Below are 17177 nucleotides of genomic sequence, written 5' to 3' on the forward strand. Positions count from 1 at the left end.
TTTTAAATTCTAAACAAAACGCGCTTGTTTTTTGGTTGGCTATAGCTATGAAGCGCCTATTTGTAGACAAACTGCATTAATGCTAAAGCTAACCACTTTTACCGTTGTGGGGGTGATTGGGGCTTACATAGACCCTGAACAGCGCATTGGGGCTTATGCGACTTAGGCATTTGACATACTCCCACGCTCAAAGCTAGGAAATTGATAGAATTCAAAGCCAACTAAAGCTGTGGCTCTTCTCTTTAGAATGTAGCCCTTACTCTGGTGATTTATAGTAAAAAACTTCTAGCAGGCTCTTTAATCTGCCTAGTTAAAACTTGTAGGCTTTTAGCGCTGGTGGTAGCATATGATTAGGGTGTTTGTTTAAAATTTATGCCTAGCATTTGCTAATTTGACAAAAGCCTTTGTTCCTCTGTAAAAATCTCCATTCTTGGGGATTCTGTAAAAGAGGCAACTAAGGCTGTTGTAAATAGATTTGATCTTGTTTTAGGGGTGATTGATGGCTGCTATCTATCCTTATGTCTTGATCGTCCATTTGATTTGTGCCATTATTTTTATTGGCTATTTGTTTTTTGATGTGGTGATTTTCCCCAATGTTAAACGGCTTTTTGGCGAGGAGATTGCACAAAAGGCCTCTCAAGGCATTAGTCAGAGAGCCATTAAAATCATGCCTCTTTGTGTGCTGTTACTCTTAATAACAGGGGGTATGATGGTAAGCCAGTATATGGGCGGGGATAAGGGATTTTTTAGCACTCCTTTTCAAAAACTTCTGATGCTTAAAATCTTTTTAGCTTGTTTAATTTTTGCAATGGTAGGCACTGCCCTTACTTGTAAATTTCTAGGTAAGCCCAATCCTTTAGGCTCAGTTATCCATCCGGCGGTTTTAACTCTAGGCGCTTTGATTATCATTTGTGCTAAACTCATGTGGTTTGTTTGATGCGTTTTACTGACATAACTTTCCCCTTGTATCTTAAACTTTCCATTCACACATTTTTGAGGCGCTGTATTTAAGTGGTTTTAGTGGCGGTGTGAGAGGAGAGGGTGAAAGGAAACTTGTGGAAAATGAAACATTAAAACGCGATATTAAACTACGGCAATTACTCATGATTGCCTTGGGCGGGACGATTGGAACGGGTTTATTTGTAGGGACAGGGGGCAATATTGCTAATGCTGGACCCTTGGGGACTTTGATTGCCTATTTAATAGGGGGTGTGATTGTCTACTCCATTGTTTTATCTTTAGGGGAGTTAGCCAGTGTCTACCCTTCAACCGGAAGTTTTGGGGATTATGCGAGTCGTTTTATTGGACCCGCAACAGGCTACATGGTGTTTTGGGTGTATTGGGTGGGCTGGATCATCTCTGTAGCTGTGGAATATATCGCAGTGGGGTTTTTAATGCAAAGATGGTTTCCCCATGTCCCTGTTTATTACTGGGTAAGTGCTTGCTTTGTACTCATCTTTGTACTGAATTCTTTATCTGTGCGTATTTTTGCTGAAGGGGAGTTTTTTTTAGCCTCTATTAAAGTTTTAGCTGTCTTTATTTTTATTGTTTTAGGCGTGATTGGGATTTTATACCAAGTGTATTTGCATGGTTTAGGCAGTGTTTTACATAATTTTTATTTCAGTGCCGATTCCATCCACCACCTCAGCCCCGGATTTTTCCCTAAGGGGAGTTATGCCATTTTTGGGGTTGTTTTAGCCGTGATCTTTGCTTATACAGGCACAGAAATTATTGGCGTAGCTGTGGGCGAAACCAAAGATCCAAGTTCTGTGATGCCAAAGGCAATTAAAGCCACATTATGGCGCATTGTCTTTTTCTTTCTAGGCTCTGTTTTTATCATTTCTGTTTTTTTACCCATGACTAATTCAAGTATTTCACAAAGCCCCTTTGTTAGCACACTAGAGCGTATCCCTTTGCCATTTTTAGGTACGGGTATTCCCTATGCAGCAGATATTATGAATTTTGTCATCATTACTGCTATTCTCTCTACGGCTAACTCCGGTGTTTATGCCTCTAGCCGCATGATTTATGGTTTAGCCCAAAAAAAGATGTTTTTCCCTCTTTTTGCTAAACTCAATAACAAAGGGACGCCTGTTTATGCGGTTTATCTTTCTATGGCATTTACTTGTCTGGGCATGCTCACTAAAATTTATGCACCCGAGAAAATCATTGAAGCCCTTATTAATCTTATTAGTTTTACCGTTATTATCGTCTGGATTAGTGTGAGTATAGCGCAGTATAATTTCCGCAAACAATTCATCGCCTCAGGCAAATCTTTAAACGATTTACCCTACCGCGCTCCATTTTTACCTTTGATTCAATTTGTAGGGATTAGCGGGTGTGTTGTGGGGGTGATTGGGGCTTACATAGACCCTGAACAGCGCATTGGGGCTTATGCGACTTTAATCTATGTGTTTTTCTGCTATATTGCCTATTATGCAACCAAGAATAGATGGGGGTATTGCCCTCAAATGGGGCTAGATTAAACAAAGTTTAGCTATACTGGGGCGGTTTGTGTGTAAAAACAATTTAAAGGATGTTTGATGAGGTTTATGGCGTTAAGTACAGCACTAGCCGTAGCACTAGGGGCTGCTACGATTAATATCCAAAACATGCCACCGGGTACAAAAGCGCGTAGGTGCAGATAGTGGGAATAGTACTATCTATTCTTACCACGATTCTGTAAAAGAGGCAACTAAGGCTGTTGTAAATATTTCTACCCAAAAGAAAATCAAGAGCAATTTCATGGGTGGGGGAATGTTTAACGATCCTTTCTTCCAGCAATTCTTTGGGGATTTATACAACGCTATCCCTAAAGATCGCATAGAAAGGGCTTTAGGAAGTGGGGTGGTCATTTCTAAAAATGGCTACATTGTTACTAATAACCATGTCATTGATGGGGCTGATAAAATCTCTGTAACTATCCCGGGGAGCAATAAAGAATATTCCGCTACTTTAGTGGGTACAGATGCAGATAGCGATTTGGCCGTCATTAAAATCAATAAAGAAAACCTACCTGTGATCCAGTTTTCAGATAGCAGTACAACTTTAGTAGGGGATTTAGTTTTTGCTATTGGTAATCCTTTTGGGGTGGGTGAAACCGTAACTCAAGGCATTGTCTCAGCTTTAAACAAAACCGGAATTGGGATTAATAATTATGAAAACTTTATCCAAACCGATGCGGCGATTAATCCGGGTAATTCCGGCGGAGCTTTGATTGATAGTCGCGGGGGATTGGTGGGCATTAATACCGCTATTTTATCTCGCACAGGGGGTAATCACGGCGTAGGTTTTGCTATTCCTTCTAACACGGTTAAACACATTGCAACCCAGCTTATTAGAACCGGTACGATTCATAGAGGTTATTTGGGTGTAGGGATTCAAGATGTGAGTAGCGAATTACAAGATAGCTATAACGGTAAAGAGGGGGCTGTTGTGATTAGCATTGAAAAAGACTCACCGGCTAAAAAAGCGGGCTTGATGATCTGGGATTTGATCATTGAGGTAAATGGCAAAAGGGTTAAAAATGCGGCTGAATTGCGCAATCTCATTGGCTCTCTTGCACCTAACCAACACATCACCATTAAATACATACGCAACAAAAGAGAGTACACGACAAGCCTTGTATTAGCTGAACGCAAAAATCCCAATAGAAGAGAAACCAGTACAACCCATGAGGGCGTAAATGGCCAATTAAGCGGCATTAAAGTTGAAACCCTCACACCTAGATTACGCAAAGAAGCGCACATTCCTGAAAATATCCATGGCGTGTTTATCCAAGATGTCAAGGATAATTCTAAAGCCCAAGAATTAGGCTTTAGACAAGGAGATGTGATCATGCAAATTGAAAATGTCAGCATTAGAAATATTGAGGACTTCAACCGTGCGCTCACACGCTATAGAAATATAACCAAACGCTTCTTAGTCTTTGATCCAAATAGAGGCTATAAACAAATTGTGGCTAAGTGAGTGTTTTAACTCAGGAGGGGATTTCTGAAGAAAAAATAGGGGCGTGTTTTAGAGATAATTTAACCTTCTTTAAAGCGCATTTGCCCGAGCTTTACGCCAAACTTTTACCCCCACCCACTCTTTATAATCTCCTCTATGATGCGGGTGGGGTTAATATTCTTAATCTCACAAGTGGTACTTTACTCTTCCCTTGTTTAGGGGGCGAGCACCAGATGTTAGCCATCTCAAAAGACTGGGCACAGCATATTTTAAATAACCCAAAATGGCAACTCCATGATAATGGGGTGAGTTTAGGCTCAAGCACGCTTTCTTTAACCACTCAGGCCTGCTACGCCTTAATTGAAACGGTTAGTACCTATCCTTGTAGCCAAGAATACCATTTAGGAAAAAATTTTTACCCGCCTACGGCCATTTATGGGCTAGCTGGAGGGCTATTTTTGGCTTTATTGTTAGAACAGGGGGCTTTTTTCCACGCGCTTTATCTTTTTGAAGAGCATATAGATTTACTGCGTATTAGCTGTTACTTTATCAATTATAGGCATTTATTTAACACAACCCCCCCAAATAGCTGTGTGATTAGCCTTGAAAAGCTCAATGTTAATCTGTTCCAGCATATTTTTACCCATAAAAAAATCACGCATAGTTTTTTACATTTGGAATTTGACCCCTACAAAGATGAGATAAGCCAAGAAATAGCCCACCGCTTTAACATGGCTAAAAAAAGCGCCTTAAGGGGTTGGGGTAGCTTTGAAGACGAGATGTTAGGTTTAAACAACACTTTAGAAAATTTCAAGTTCAACCCTTCTTTACTCCATCCCAAAAAAATTAAACGCATAGAAATGCCTATTTGTGTTGTGGGTAATGGGCCTAGTTTAAATAATCTACTCCCCTTTTTAAAAGAGCATGCTAAAGAAATGGTGATCTTTAGTTGCGGTACAGCGCTTAAGGTACTTAAATCGCATGGGATTTTGGTAGATTTTCAAGTTGAAATTGAACGCATCGGTTACTTAAAAGAAGTGTTATTAAACGCTCCCTTAGGCAATACCCCTTTGATGTGTGCTAATATGATCAATCCAGAAGCGTTCAAATTAGCCAAAGAATCTTATATGTTCATGCGTGGAGGGAGCGCTAGCGGGTATATTTGGCCTCATTTAAGCGTAGAATATAGCGCGCCCTTTGTAGGCAATGCTGGGGTAGCGCTAGCTAGCCTATTTAGTTCTACTTTAATTTTATGCGGGTTAGATTGTGGTTATATAGAAGGACAGAGTAAACACGCCAAAGGCTCTTATTATGGGGTTGAAAAACCTTCTATCCCCCCTGATACCCTAGAAGTGCCTTCTAACTTTAAAGACACAAGGGTATTTAGCGATGGGTTATTTTTACTCTCTCAAATGCAAATGTCTGCGCTATTTGCCAAACAAAAAACACGAGTCTATAATCTTTCTAGCGGGGCTTTTATCAAACACACAATCCCCACCCGCCCACAAGATTTACATTTTAAGCCTTATCAAAAATCCAAAGCTATCCGGCACATCAAACAAGCCTTTAAAAAGAGTCAATCCCCCACTCTTTGCATAACTCCCCTAGAAACTTTTCAAGCAAAACTAAAGGCTCTCTTACAAACCTCTATTACAAGTAAAAAAGACTTGTATCACTTAATAGATTGTATCAGTACTCTGAGTGTAAAAAGTATCCAAGAAGAACCTTTAGCCGGTATTCTGTTAGAGGGCTCTTTGTCGCACATATGTTTACACATGCTTGTCTCTTCTTTACACCTCAAACAAAGCGACATCCCTAGTTTTTATGCACAGGCTAAAGAAATTCTATTATCCACTTTAGAGAAAATGATAGGGCGCTACCGCTGGCAAGTTTTGCAACACAAAAGCAAAATCTAGGGCATGTTTTCAATATTGTATTTGTAGCGCTGTTTTTCTAACTCAAGCTCAAGGCGGTGTTTTTCCTCTTGAAGTAATTCTTTTTGGCTAGATAACTTTTGAATCACGCGACTAGTGTAATAAATGTTATTGGTTAAATAAATTTTAGGGGTAAAAAGAATCAAAGCAATAAATAACATGCCCAAAACTACCGCTAAAGAGGCAGGGGAGAGTCCTTGTTGCTCCTTTTCCTGTGCAATCAAAGCCTCCCGCTCTTTATTACTAGTTCTAAGACGCCTCTCCTCTGTCTCTTCAATCACCCTTAAGCCCCTTTGAAATAAAACGCGCGCATTTTAGCACTACGGGCACGCCTATTCTCTTGTATCGCCTTTTTGCTAGGAATGATGGGCTTTTTAAAGAGCAATACCCCCCTGTTTTGCGCCCACTCTTTAAAGGCGTGCTTGACTTTTCTATCCTCTAAAGAGTGGAAAGAGATAATGCATACAATCGCCTCCTTTAAACTTTGCACACACTCTAAAAGCTGATCTAAATTGTGCATTTCTGAGTTCACTTCCATTCTAATAGCCTGAAAGATCAAGGTAGCAGGGTGGTGCTTGCTATGGCGGCTATGCTGGCTTATAAAATCTGCAAAGTCTTTGGCGCTATAAAAGGGTCTATTTTGTACAATCAAGTTAGCCATTTTCTTAGGCGCATATACCTCTCCTGCTTGTAAAATCTTTTCTAGGGCATAGGCGCTATAGGTATTAATCACTTTAGAGGCATCTAAACTCTGATCTATATCCATGCGCATATCTAAAGTGGGGGCGTTAAAACTAAAGCCACGATCTAAATGATCTAATTGTAAAGAACTCACCCCCAAATCTGCTAAAACCCCACAAATACGATTTTCCTTTAAAAGAGAGGGTAGAATAGTTGCAAAATTCCCGCTTTTAAAAGAAAAACGATGTGCAAAGGGTGTAAGCTTTTCTAAGGCTTGCTCACTAGCCTCTTTATCTCTTTCTATGCCAACAACGCGCAGATTTGGATAAGTTTGAAGTAAGGCTAGGGTATGCCCGCCTAAACCTAAGGTGCAATCTATCAAAACAGGCTCTGAATGGGATTGAATCACTTCTTGGAAAATAGCAACAACTTCTTCTAATAAAACACTTTGGTGCAGAAACTTTCCTTTTATGGGTTGCATGGGCATAAGCCGAGTTCTGTCGTGGGTGGTTATTTATCTGTGGATGGGTTTTACAACCCACCTCTTGCGAAGTGCCGCATTTAAGACTCTACCATGCACTTCTTGCTACGGATTGGGTTTACCTAAGCCAGCCCCAATTACTTGGAGTGCGGTGGGCTCTTACCCCACCTTTTCACCCTTACTCTAAAAAGAGCGGTTCTTTTCTGTGGCACTTTCCCTTAGCTTACGCTAGCCATCCGTTAAATGGAATCCTGTCTTGAGTAGCTCGGACTTTCCTCTTTGGTTTGACCCAAAGCAACCACCGCCCATGCAAGGGCGCATTATAAAGTAAAATTTCTTAGAAAACAAGCATTATAATTCACTTTCTGGCAAAATTTTAGACCAATTTTTAATAAAGCGCAAAAAAGGCGAAGTGTCCGGAGGCTTGATATGGCGCACCACCTGCCCATCCTCCACCCCCTCCCACGCTAAGCGCGAATGCAAGGCATGTTTTTCTAAAAGCAAATGCCAACTAGCGCGCATTTGATCTTGCATGCGCTGCTGTAAATAGGTAGCAAAATCGCCATTGTCAAACACCACCACCGATTCGGTATTGATATTAGCCGAGCGCGCATCTAGATTAAAACTGCCTATCCAAGTTTTTTGCCCATCAAAAATTAAAGTCTTGCTATGCAAAGAATTTTTTAAACGGCCTTTGATCTTAGATTTAAGCCCCCTGCGGGTGTATTTAACATAGTGGAAAAAATCACTCTTAATCTCATAAACATTAGCCCCTGCCTTAACCAGTTTTTTAGCATATCGTTCCCACGCCCCATAAACCACAATAGCATCTGTAGAGGCCAGCGAGTTAGTTAAGATATTTACCTCTAGGCCTTGATCAAGCTTTTCTGTTAAAAGTTTAAGAAGAGTGGGGCCGGGGATAAGATAGGAGGAGGCGATGTATAAAGAATTAGTGGTGTGTTTGAGAATATCTTGGAGGGCTTGATTAATGGGCGAGTGGGGTTTAAGATCATGGATTTTAAAAGGGCTATCGGCAATAAAAGAGGCTTGACCCTCATAAGCTTTATTTCTCTTATGAATGAGTTTTTCTATAAAGGCCTCTACCTGCTCATCATAGCTATTTTGCTCGCCTAAAAGCAATTTAGAGAGGCTGTGGCTGTAGTTTTTGGCGTATTTTTTTAACTTGGCATGGCTTGGTAGCAGGTTAGCAGGGACAGCATCTTTAAAATTCCAGTAGTCTAAAAAACTTTTCTTAGCCTGCAAACTCACAGCCCCCAAAAACAGCGCATCAGTATCTAAAAAGTTTTCTTCTAAATCATTATCAAAGTAAACATCTGCAATATTGCGCCCCCCAATAACCAAAGCCACATTATCCACAATAAAGATTTTGTTGTGCATTCGTTTTTCAATCTGATCGTAATTGGCCATGATTTCAAAATAGCGCAGGCCTCTATTGCGGATATGATAGGGGTTAAAGATTTTAACATCAATATTAGGGTGGGTATTTAGCATAATAATATCTGACATGTCTGAATCTAGCCCATTATCATCAATGAGTAGCCGCACTTTCACGCCTCTATTAGCTGCCTTATAAAGCTCAGACATCATCACCCGCGAAGAGATGTCATTTTTATATAAATAAGTTTGGATATCTATATTGTGCACAGCTAAACGAATCAGCGCGATGCGTTGTAGAAGGGCTTTATCACCTTCTTGTAAAATAAAACCTAAGCTTTTGAGTGGATCTTTTTGTAAAGTTTTTGCATAAATCTGCCCTAAAGGAGTTTGCAAAGGGTCATAGGTTTCTAAGCTTTTGTAGGGTTCTTTTAATGTTCTAAGAGAGAGACAGCCACTTAACAAAAGGCTTATACAGATACATAAAAACCGCCACAACTAACTAACCTATTTTACCCCTATTAATCCAGCAACTCTTTTTTGGGTAAACACATGGCCGCAATAAACATAAGAACCATTAAAACCGCCACATACACAAAAAAGCCATTTTCTAAGTGGGCGTTTTTAAACTGCAAGGCTACATAGGGAGTTGAGCCCCCACACAGCGCATTACCCAAAGCAAAACTAAAACCTGTACCTAAAGCGCGGACATGCTCAGGAAAAAGCGAGGCTTTAAAAATGCCCGCAATAGAGGTATAAAAACTCAAAATCAAAAAGAGCGCAATCACGATAGAAAAGGCCATAACCGGATTGTGCGCATAAACAGGCAAGAGTTTAAAGAGAGGATAAATACCAAAGAAGGCTAGAACGGTAAAGACTAAAATTGCGTTTTTATGCCCGATCTTATCCCCTATGATGCCAAAGAGGGGTTGGATAACCATTAAAACAAAGAGCGCCCCCATAAAAATTTGATTCACAATAGGCTTAGCCATACCCGCGTTTTCTAAATAAGTTTTAGCGTAGGTGGTAATGGTATAAAAGGCTAAAGATCCGCCTGCACTAATAATAAAAACAATGAGGCATAAATTCCAGTAAGGTAGTAATCCTCTTAAAGTCCCGCGATCGCTATGCTCTTCAAGATCGCTTGAACTCTCATCCATTACCCGCCGTGCCAGCAAAGACCCCAAAGCCAAGAGTCCGCCCAGTACAAAAAGAATCCGCCACGCAAAAGCCCCCATTTGCTCCACACTAAAAAATAATAACACCAGTTCAATAGAAGCCACCGCTAAAAACTGCCCCCCAATTAGCGTACTATATTGAAAGGAACAGTAAAACCCGCGTTTGCCTTTAGAACCTAGTTCAGATAAATAAGTGGCTACAATGCCATATTCTCCACCCACGCTTAAGCCTTGAATCATGCGGGCTAATAACAAAAGTAAAATCGCCAAATCGCCCACCTTTTCTTTAGTAGGCAAAGCCGCGATGAGAAAAGACCCGGCAGCCATTAAGCACACAGACAAAATCATGGATTTTTTGCGCCCGATTCTATCAGCTAGCGATCCAAAGAGCCAAGAACCTATAGGACGGATAAAAAAACCGGCAGCAAAAATCCCAAAGACTTGGATTTGCTGGATAATAGGATTGCTCGATTCTGAAAAAGAATGGGCAAAATAAGTAGCGCTAAAGGCATAAATATAAAAATCAAACCATTCAACTAAATTCCCACTCGCTGCTGCGATGATAGACCTAATTTTTTGGGCACGGCTTAGATTTTGCATTAGCGTCTCCACAACCCTCTAGCCTTCTCAAGCAGGCTAGGTTTTTGCCCCTTCACAAAACGCCTCAGCGTGGCTAAAAAGTGATGCCACTCGTGAATCTCCATTGCTGGAATGGCTCCGGCATAATTGGTATGTGGGGGTAAATCCTTACCCACAGCCCCCTTACCCCCAATTTGGCTAAACTCACCAATGTGCATATGCCCTCCTGTGCCTACTTGCCCGCCTAAAACCACATTGCGCCCCATAGTCGTAGAACCTGAAAGTCCCACCTGCGCTACAATAATAGAATGTTCGCCTAAAACGCAGTTATGCCCCACTTGTACAAGATTATCAATTTTAACACCTTCTTTAATATGGGTGATGCCAAAGACAGCGCGATCGATAGTGGTACTAGCCCCAATTTCTACCCAGTTATCAATGCGTACACAGCCGGTATGCTCAATTTTAACATGCGCGCCCTCTTTGGTGTGGGCATATCCAAAGCCGTCGCTACCAATCACGCTATTAGCATGGATATAGACATGATCGCCAATGGTGGTGTTTTGATAGATAGTAACATTAGGATAAATCTTACAATGCGCGCCAATTTTGACATGATCGCCAATCACTACATTAGCCATGATCACGCTGTGATCACCAATTTCTACGCCTTCGCCCACTACAACATGTGGCATTAAGATCACGCCCTCGCCTAGTTTGGGGATGTGCTTAGCTTGTGGGTTTGCAAACATTTCTACTTTAAAGGCATCTGAAATAAGGGCAAAGGCAAGGTGGGGGTTTTCTACGATAAGGGCTTGGCTCATTGAGGGGACTTTGTTTGCATGCTCGGCGCGGATAAAAACAGCCCCGGCCTTAGTATCTTTAAGCTTTTTGACATAGGATTTTTGATCTACATAGCTAATATGCTGCTGCGTGGCTGATTCTAAAGGCGCAACCCCTTCTACCTCAAAGTCTTTAAAATTGAGAGGGAGGGTGATTTCTAATCCATAGGTTTTAAGCAAATGTTGCAAGGTCATGCAAACTCCTTAGTAGAACTGATTTTTATTATTTCAAGTAGGTCTTTGGCTTTCAAAGAGGCTTTACCAACAAGCACACCATCTACAGCGGGAATATTTAAGATTTCTTCTACATTGTTTAGTTGTACACTCCCGCCATAGACAATAAAGGGTGTAACGCCTTGCGTGCTTTTTAAAACTCCCTTAAGGTGCTCTAAAGTCTGCTCAATCTCTTTTATTTGCGCGCTAACCCCTGTGCCAATTGCCCAAATAGGCTCATAGGCTAAAATGAGTTTAGGATAAGACACATCAATACCGGCTAGTTGGTTGGTTAAAAATTCTAAAAGTGTTTCTAAACCTTTTTGGCGCACCTCTAAAGACTCCCCTACACAAAAGACGATTCTAAAACCTTGATCTTTATAAAAATCAAATTTAGCACGGCACATTTCTAAACTTTCTTTTAAAAGTAAGCGCCTCTCGCTATGCCCGATTAAAACAGTTTCTATTTTTTGATCCTGCAGGGCTTTTAGCGTGATCTCTCCAGTAAAAGCGCCCTCTAAAGCGGGGTAGGCATTTTGTACGCCTAGTTGGAAGTGTTGGGAGGAACGAAATTTTTCTAGTGTAAGCAGGGGAGGAAAAAGCGTGATAAAGGGGGCTAATCTAGAATCTAAATTTTGCTCTAAATAATTCACATAGGGCAAAACATCTAACGCGTACGATTTTAAATTAGCCAAAACATACTTCACACCACACTCCAAAAAGTTTCTCAAACATCTTAACCTACAAATCCTAATTCAAAGTTTACTCAAAAATATCATAAATGCGCTACTATTTGGGCAAAATTTTTACAAAGTACGAGGCAGGCATGCAGCAAGAGGAAATCATTGAAGGGTATTATGGGGTTAGTACAGAACGCAGAAAAAGCGGAATCTATGCCAAACTAGATTTTTTACAAAGCGCCACCGGGCTTATTTTAGCGCTTTTTATGATCGCGCATATGTTTTTAGTGAGCAGTATTTTAATTAGCGATAAGGCAATGGAAACTGTGACTAAGTTTTTCGAAGGGAGTTTTTTAATCAAGGCAGGGGAGCCAGCAATTGTAAGCGTGGTGGCAGCAGGGGTGATTGTGATTTTAGTTGCCCACGCGTTTTTAGCCATGCGCAAATTCCCCATTAATTATCGCCAATACCAAATTTTTAAAACCCATAAACACCTCATGGCTCATGGTGATACAAGTTTGTGGATGGTGCAAGCAGGAACGGGTTTTGCGATGTTTTTTCTAGCTAGTATCCACCTTTTTGTCATGCTCACCCAGCCTAGTAGCATTGGCCCGCATGCCTCCTCTTATCGTTTTGTAACCCAGCATTTTTGGTTGCTCTATATTTTTCTACTCATCTCTGTAGAGTTACACGGCTCTATTGGGCTTTACCGTTTGGCTATTAAATGGGGGTGGTTTAAAGATTTAGGCATTGAACAATTGCGCAAAATTAAATGGGGCATGAGTGTGTTTTTCATCGTGCTAGGCTTACTCACCTACGCAGCTTATATCAAAAAAGGCATAGCCGGAAAAGAGGCGGGCATTACAACCATGCAACAGGCTAAACAGGCCGATGAAAAACTCCATAAAGACTAAAAAGGATTTGAAATGAAGATTGTTTATTGCGATGCGTTGGTGGTGGGGGGCGGTTTAGCGGGTTTGCGCGCCAGTATTGCCTGCCGTCAAGTGGGTTTAGATGTGGTGGTGCTAAGTTTAGTACCTGTCAGACGCAGCCACTCAGCTGCCGCACAAGGGGGTATGCAGGCAAGCTTAGGCAATGCTAAAATGAGCGAGGGGGATAATGAGGATCTGCATTTTTTAGATACAGTCAAGGGGAGCGACTGGGGGTGTGATCAACAAGTGGCGCGCATGTTTGTAACCACCGCACCTAAGGCTATCCGTGAGTTAGCTAGTTGGGGCGTGCCTTGGACTCGCATTAAAAAGGGCGATCGACCGGCTGTGATTAATGGCGAACATGTAACCATTACCGAGCGCGAGGATCGGCACGGCTATATTTTGAGCCGTGATTTTGGGGGGACTAAAAAGTGGCGTACTTGTTTTACTGCCGATGCAACTGGGCATACCATGCTTTACACTGTAGCTAATGAAGCCTTGCATCATAATGTTAAAATTGAAGATCGCAAAGAGGTGATCGCGCTTATCCACCATGGGGGTAAATGTTATGGCGCTGTGGTGCGCGATCTTATCACTGGGGAGTTAGCCGGCTATGTCTCTAAAGGCACACTTCTAGCCACAGGGGGATATGGACGGGTTTATAAACACACCACAAACGCTGTAATTTGTGATGGCTCCGGGATAGCTAGCGCTTTAGAAACAGGGATTGCTAAGCTAGGTAACATGGAGGCGGTACAATTTCACCCTACCGCGCTTGTGCCAAGTGGGATTTTGATGACTGAGGGGTGCAGAGGCGATGGGGGGGTTTTGCGCGATAAAGATGGCTACCGTTTTATGCCTGATTATGAACCAGAGAAAAAAGAGTTAGCCAGCCGTGATGTGGTGAGTCGCCGCATGCTAGAGCATATTAAAAAAGGCAAAGGCGTACCTTCACCTTATGGGGAACATTTATGGTTAGATATTTCCATTCTAGGGCGTGCGCATATTGAAAAGAACTTGCGCGATGTGCAAGGCATTGCTAAAACCTTTGCAGGAATCGATCCAGCTGATGAGGGGAGCAAGGGTTGGGTGCCTGTTAAGCCCATGCAACACTATTCAATGGGGGGTTTGCGCACCGATTGTAAGGGGCATACCCACCTTAAGGGGCTTTTTTGTGCCGGCGAGGCGGCATGCTGGGATTTACACGGGTTTAACAGACTGGGGGGTAATTCAGTAAGTGAGGCTGTGGTAGCAGGAATGATCATCGGAGATTATTTTGCCCAACACTGTAAAAGCGCGGAATTAGATATTAGTACCCACATTGTAGAAAATTTCATTCACGCAAGCGAGGATTATTTACACCATTTGTTACACAATGAGGGTAAGGAAGATGTGTATGTGATTAGAGAGCGCATGCGCGAAATCATGGATGAAAAAGTGGGCGTGTTTAGAGAGGGTAAAGTTTTAGAGGAGGCTTTAAATGAACTTGAAGATCTCTATAAACGCTCTAAAAATATCCAAGTGAAAAATAAAAAGCTACACAATAACCCCGAGTTGGAGGATACTTATCGCACCCAAAAAATGCTTAAAATCGCGCTTTGTGTTGCCAAAGGCGCGTTAGATCGCACCGAAAGTCGCGGGGCGCATACGCGAATTGATCACCCTAAAAGAGATGATGCTAATTGGCTAAACCGCACTTTGGCCTCTTGGCCTGATCCTAACCAAACCTTGCCCACACTAGAGTATGAGCCATTAGACATTATGAAAATGGAAATTAGTCCGGATTTTAGGGGATATGGCGCGAAGGGTAATTTTATCCCCCACCCTCTTAAAGAAAAAAGAGATGCAGAAATTGCTCAGATTACAGAGGAGATCAAGGCTAAGGGAGGGAATCGCTACGATTTACAAGAGGCATTAATGCCCTTTGAGTTGCAGGAAAAATACAAAGCTAAAAATATCAGACTAGGAGAAGAGTCATGAGCCGCACTATCACCATTAGAGTTTTAAAATTTGACCCCCAAAGCGCGGTGTCTAAGCCCCATTTTAAAGAATATAAACTTGAAGAAATCCCCTCTATGACGCTTTTTATTGCGCTAGGTATTATCCGCGAAAAGATGGATCCAGATTTGAGCTTTGATTTTGTGTGCCGTGCGGGGATTTGTGGGAGCTGTGCGATGATGATTAATGGCCGTCCACGCCTGGCTTGTAAGACTTTAACCTCTAATTTTAGCGAGGATACAATTACGCTTATGCCCATGCCCTCTTTTCCTCTCATTAAAGATTTAAGCGTAAATACAGGCGAATGGTTTGCACAAATGGATGCACGCGTACAAAGTTGGGCACACCATAAGAAAGAGGTGGATATTACCCGCCCAGAGGAGCGCATTGATCCAGATGAAGCGCAGAATGTTTTTGAGCTTGATCGCTGTATCGAGTGTGGGTGTTGTATTGCAGCTTGTGGGACTAAATTAATGCGGCCTAATTTTATCGGGGCAGCAGGAATGAATCGCGCGGTGCGTTTTATGCTTGATTCGCATGATGAGCGTAGCGATGATGATTTTTACGAGTTGGTAGGCGATGATGATGGGGTTTTTGGGTGCATGAGTTTGATTGGTTGCCATGACACTTGCCCTAAAGAATTGCCCTTACAAGGCACTTTAGCCGATTTACGCAACCGTATGTCTAAAGTCGGGCGTAACCGCTGATTTAACCTCTAAAGCCCCCAATGCCACTAGCCCTACAAAAAAACTGCCCTCAATAAAGAAAGAAAAGGGATCAAAGCCAATCCCTAGCACAATATAAAAACAAAGCATGCTAAGCATGAGTAAAGAAGTGGCGGTGTGGGTTTTAAGGGTGCGCCAAAAGAGAGTAAAAATAACCCCCCAAAGCAGCAAAAGCACCCCTAGTCCAAAAAACCCCGTGCGAGCAAGGGTGTTAAAAATCTGGTTATCGTATTTTTCGGTACAATCAATGGTGTTTGCTTTTCTGTAGGAATGGGCTAGTTTTACAATTTCTTCTAAATGCTTGCACTTGGTACTTAAACTCATGCCAAAGAGGGGTGAGAGGCGCACAATAGCCATTGCCTCCCTCCAACGCGCAAGCCGTGCCCCAATACTAGAATCGGGGTTTTTATGCTCATAGAGCTCTAAATCTTGTTTAAAAGATTGGCTAATTGCTCTTGGGGCTTGGATCAAATGTTTGGTTTCTAATACTTGGTTACAAAAAAACATACCCGTAAACATGAAAGTGAGAACAAGCATATAGGGCAGGGCATGCAAGGATTTTTGCAGGGTTAAAATACAAATAGAGAGGATTAAAAAAGTACAGACAAAGGCAATCCATGCGCTTCTAGTGGCACTAAAGAGCAGTACAAAAAAGCCTAAAAGCATGGCCAAAGTAAAGGCGATTTTTTCATTTTTACTAGCATAATAGATTGCATAAATATAACAGCCCAAGATTGCAATAGAGCTCAGAGTTGCAAAACCTACAATGGTGCTAAATCCATCTGTACGCGCGATTGCTAAGCCTATTTTTTGAATCAGCGCAATAACGCCATTGATTACACAAGTAAAGGCCATGCTATAAAAAATAGGTTTGTAATTAAGTTGCAAAGAGATTGCGCTCAAGCAAATAAGAATAACTGCGCCTAAAAGATAGATTAAAGGCATGTTGAGTACGCGTAAATTATAGCGCCAAGTTTGTAGATCGCTTTGTACAAATAAGTTAGGCAGTACGCAAAGGAAAGAAAGCAAAAGGGCAACAACAAGCCATTTAAGAGGTTTATTCAACGCTAAGGGGGGTTTGTATTTGAAATAATAAATCAACGATGTTAAGGCCAAAAGCACCAATAAAATCTGTGCCATTGGCTTTTTAAAGGAAGTGAGGAAAAAGAGAGCAAAAAAGAGGGTGGCTACCCGATTAAAGGCGGATAGCTGCATTACTAGCGGGTTTTAATGCCTAAGGCGCTAGTTAGATCAGTGTAGCGATCGTGGTGGGTGCGTTTTAAATAATTTAGTAAACTTTTGCGTTGCCCCACCATTTTTAAAAGCCCTAAACGGCTGGAATGATCTTTGGGATTACTTTTTAGATGCGTAGTTAAATCAGCAATTCTTTGGCTTAAAAGCGCGATTTGTACCTCACAAGAACCCGTATCGTTTTCCTGTCTTGCAAAGCGTTTAGTGATTTCCTGTTTTTTCTCCATACTCAAAGCCACAGCTTTCTCCTTAACAATTTAAAATTGATATTGTGGTGCTTAGCCACGCGGAATTAGACACCAACGCTAAGTATGAGGCTTTTATTTCTCAAAATTAGAGG

General features: G+C 41.7%; 15 protein-coding genes, 1 other RNA gene and 1 pseudogene. 8 read left to right on the forward strand and 9 right to left on the reverse strand.

The genetic code is table 11. From position 1 onward, the window contains the following. Positions 1 to 31 precede the first annotated feature (31 nt). The 5 genes and pseudogenes from OO773_RS05795 to OO773_RS05815 all read left to right on the forward strand — a co-directional run bounded on the left by OO773_RS05795 (position 32) and on the right by OO773_RS05815 (position 5864). Positions 32 to 166 carry a hypothetical protein gene (locus OO773_RS05795; protein ID WP_264828471.1) on the forward strand — a complete coding sequence of 45 codons (135 nt, stop codon included), beginning with the start codon at positions 32 to 34 and terminating at the stop codon, positions 164 to 166. A 333-nt stretch (positions 167 to 499) separates the two neighbouring features. Beyond that, positions 500 to 937, forward strand: coding sequence for a CopD family copper resistance protein (locus tag OO773_RS05800; RefSeq protein WP_176485948.1), 438 nt, complete (start codon positions 500 to 502; stop codon positions 935 to 937). A gap of 166 nt (positions 938 to 1103) precedes the next feature. Beyond that, positions 1104 to 2486: an amino acid permease gene (locus OO773_RS05805; RefSeq protein WP_231102873.1), complete on the forward strand. Its 1383-nt coding sequence runs from the start codon at positions 1104 to 1106 to the stop codon at positions 2484 to 2486. A 57-nt stretch (positions 2487 to 2543) separates the two neighbouring features. Next, a pseudogene (locus OO773_RS05810) lies at positions 2544 to 3969 on the forward strand (Do family serine endopeptidase). Further along, on the forward strand, positions 3966 to 5864 hold the full coding sequence (locus OO773_RS05815) for a 6-hydroxymethylpterin diphosphokinase MptE-like protein (RefSeq protein WP_006564830.1): 1899 nt from the start codon (positions 3966 to 3968) through the stop codon (positions 5862 to 5864). The pseudogene OO773_RS05810 and the gene OO773_RS05815 overlap by 4 nt, the downstream one beginning before the upstream one ends. On the opposite strand, the gene OO773_RS05820 is transcribed toward OO773_RS05815, so the two are convergent. The 7 genes from OO773_RS05820 to OO773_RS05850 all read right to left on the reverse strand — a co-directional run bounded on the left by OO773_RS05820 (position 5861) and on the right by OO773_RS05850 (position 11958). Beyond that, positions 5861 to 6163, reverse strand: a complete 303-nt coding sequence (locus OO773_RS05820; protein WP_006564831.1) for a hypothetical protein — start codon at positions 6161 to 6163, stop codon at positions 5861 to 5863. The genes OO773_RS05815 and OO773_RS05820 overlap by 4 nt on opposite strands. A gap of 2 nt (positions 6164 to 6165) precedes the next feature. Continuing rightward, on the reverse strand, positions 6166 to 7044 hold the full coding sequence (gene rsmH, locus OO773_RS05825; protein ID WP_034377077.1) for a 16S rRNA (cytosine(1402)-N(4))-methyltransferase RsmH: 879 nt from the start codon (positions 7042 to 7044) through the stop codon (positions 6166 to 6168). Continuing rightward, positions 7035 to 7357: RNase P RNA component class A (gene rnpB / locus OO773_RS05830), an RNA gene on the reverse strand. Before rnpB ends, rsmH begins: the two co-directional genes overlap by 10 nt. A 38-nt stretch (positions 7358 to 7395) precedes the next feature. Next, positions 7396 to 8937 carry a phospholipase D family protein gene (locus OO773_RS05835; protein WP_006564833.1) on the reverse strand — a complete coding sequence of 514 codons (1542 nt, stop codon included), beginning with the start codon at positions 8935 to 8937 and terminating at the stop codon, positions 7396 to 7398. Positions 8938 to 8960: 23 nt separating this feature from the next. Beyond that, entirely contained in the window at positions 8961 to 10217 is a 1257-nt protein-coding gene (locus tag OO773_RS05840) for an MFS transporter (RefSeq protein ID WP_034377074.1), read from the reverse strand. Further along, positions 10217 to 11233 carry a UDP-3-O-(3-hydroxymyristoyl)glucosamine N-acyltransferase gene (lpxD, locus tag OO773_RS05845; RefSeq protein WP_006564835.1) on the reverse strand — a complete coding sequence of 339 codons (1017 nt, stop codon included), beginning with the start codon at positions 11231 to 11233 and terminating at the stop codon, positions 10217 to 10219. Before lpxD ends, OO773_RS05840 begins: the two co-directional genes overlap by 1 nt. After that, entirely contained in the window at positions 11230 to 11958 is a 729-nt protein-coding gene (locus OO773_RS05850; RefSeq protein ID WP_006564836.1) for a triose-phosphate isomerase, read from the reverse strand. The genes lpxD and OO773_RS05850 overlap by 4 nt, the downstream gene beginning before the upstream one ends. Positions 11959 to 12077: 119 nt before the next feature. Between OO773_RS05850 and OO773_RS05855 the strand changes: the two genes are divergently transcribed. From OO773_RS05855 to OO773_RS05865, 3 genes are read left to right on the forward strand one after another with little or no spacing between them, the layout of a single operon-like run. Then, positions 12078 to 12845 carry a fumarate reductase cytochrome b subunit gene (locus tag OO773_RS05855; RefSeq protein WP_006564837.1) on the forward strand — a complete coding sequence of 256 codons (768 nt, stop codon included), beginning with the start codon at positions 12078 to 12080 and terminating at the stop codon, positions 12843 to 12845. 12 nt (positions 12846 to 12857) lie between these two features. Continuing rightward, positions 12858 to 14843 (forward strand): fumarate reductase flavoprotein subunit, encoded by a 1986-nt coding sequence (locus OO773_RS05860; RefSeq protein WP_006564838.1) that lies wholly within the window; start codon positions 12858 to 12860, stop codon positions 14841 to 14843. Beyond that, positions 14840 to 15568 (forward strand): fumarate reductase iron-sulfur subunit, encoded by a 729-nt coding sequence (locus OO773_RS05865; RefSeq protein WP_006564839.1) that lies wholly within the window; start codon positions 14840 to 14842, stop codon positions 15566 to 15568. Before OO773_RS05860 ends, OO773_RS05865 begins: the two co-directional genes overlap by 4 nt. On the opposite strand, the gene OO773_RS05870 is transcribed toward OO773_RS05865, so the two are convergent. Both OO773_RS05870 and rpsO read right to left on the reverse strand, forming a co-directional pair. Further along, a complete protein-coding gene (locus OO773_RS05870; protein WP_006565330.1) occupies positions 15530 to 16726 on the reverse strand; it encodes an O-antigen ligase family protein in 1197 nt (398 codons plus the stop codon). The two genes, OO773_RS05865 and OO773_RS05870, sit on opposite strands and share 39 nt — an antisense overlap. Positions 16727 to 16803: 77 nt before the next feature. Further along, positions 16804 to 17076 (reverse strand): 30S ribosomal protein S15, encoded by a 273-nt coding sequence (gene rpsO, locus OO773_RS05875; protein ID WP_034376968.1) that lies wholly within the window; start codon positions 17074 to 17076, stop codon positions 16804 to 16806. Positions 17077 to 17177 lie beyond the last annotated feature (101 nt).

This window comes from Helicobacter suis HS1 (genome assembly GCF_026000295.1).
In the GTDB taxonomy this organism is placed as follows: Bacteria; Campylobacterota; Campylobacteria; order Campylobacterales; family Helicobacteraceae; genus Helicobacter; species Helicobacter suis.

Excerpts from the sequence above, each read along its gene's own strand:
- OO773_RS05855 (WP_006564837.1), top strand. The coding sequence starts at position 12,078 with ATGCAGCAAGAGGAAATCATTGAAGGGTATTATGGGGTTAGTACAGAA.
- OO773_RS05860 (WP_006564838.1), top strand. The coding sequence starts at position 12,858 with ATGAAGATTGTTTATTGCGATGCGTTGGTGGTGGGGGGCGGTTTAGCG.
- rsmH (WP_034377077.1), bottom strand. The coding sequence starts at position 7,044 with ATGCAACCCATAAAAGGAAAGTTTCTGCACCAAAGTGTTTTATTAGAA.
- OO773_RS05800 (WP_176485948.1), top strand. The coding sequence starts at position 500 with ATGGCTGCTATCTATCCTTATGTCTTGATCGTCCATTTGATTTGTGCC.
- lpxD (WP_006564835.1), bottom strand. The coding sequence starts at position 11,233 with ATGACCTTGCAACATTTGCTTAAAACCTATGGATTAGAAATCACCCTC.
- OO773_RS05805 (WP_231102873.1), top strand. The coding sequence starts at position 1,104 with ATGATTGCCTTGGGCGGGACGATTGGAACGGGTTTATTTGTAGGGACA.
- OO773_RS05865 (WP_006564839.1), top strand. The coding sequence starts at position 14,840 with ATGAGCCGCACTATCACCATTAGAGTTTTAAAATTTGACCCCCAAAGC.
- OO773_RS05870 (WP_006565330.1), bottom strand. The coding sequence starts at position 16,726 with ATGGCACAGATTTTATTGGTGCTTTTGGCCTTAACATCGTTGATTTAT.
- OO773_RS05840 (WP_034377074.1), bottom strand. The coding sequence starts at position 10,217 with ATGCAAAATCTAAGCCGTGCCCAAAAAATTAGGTCTATCATCGCAGCA.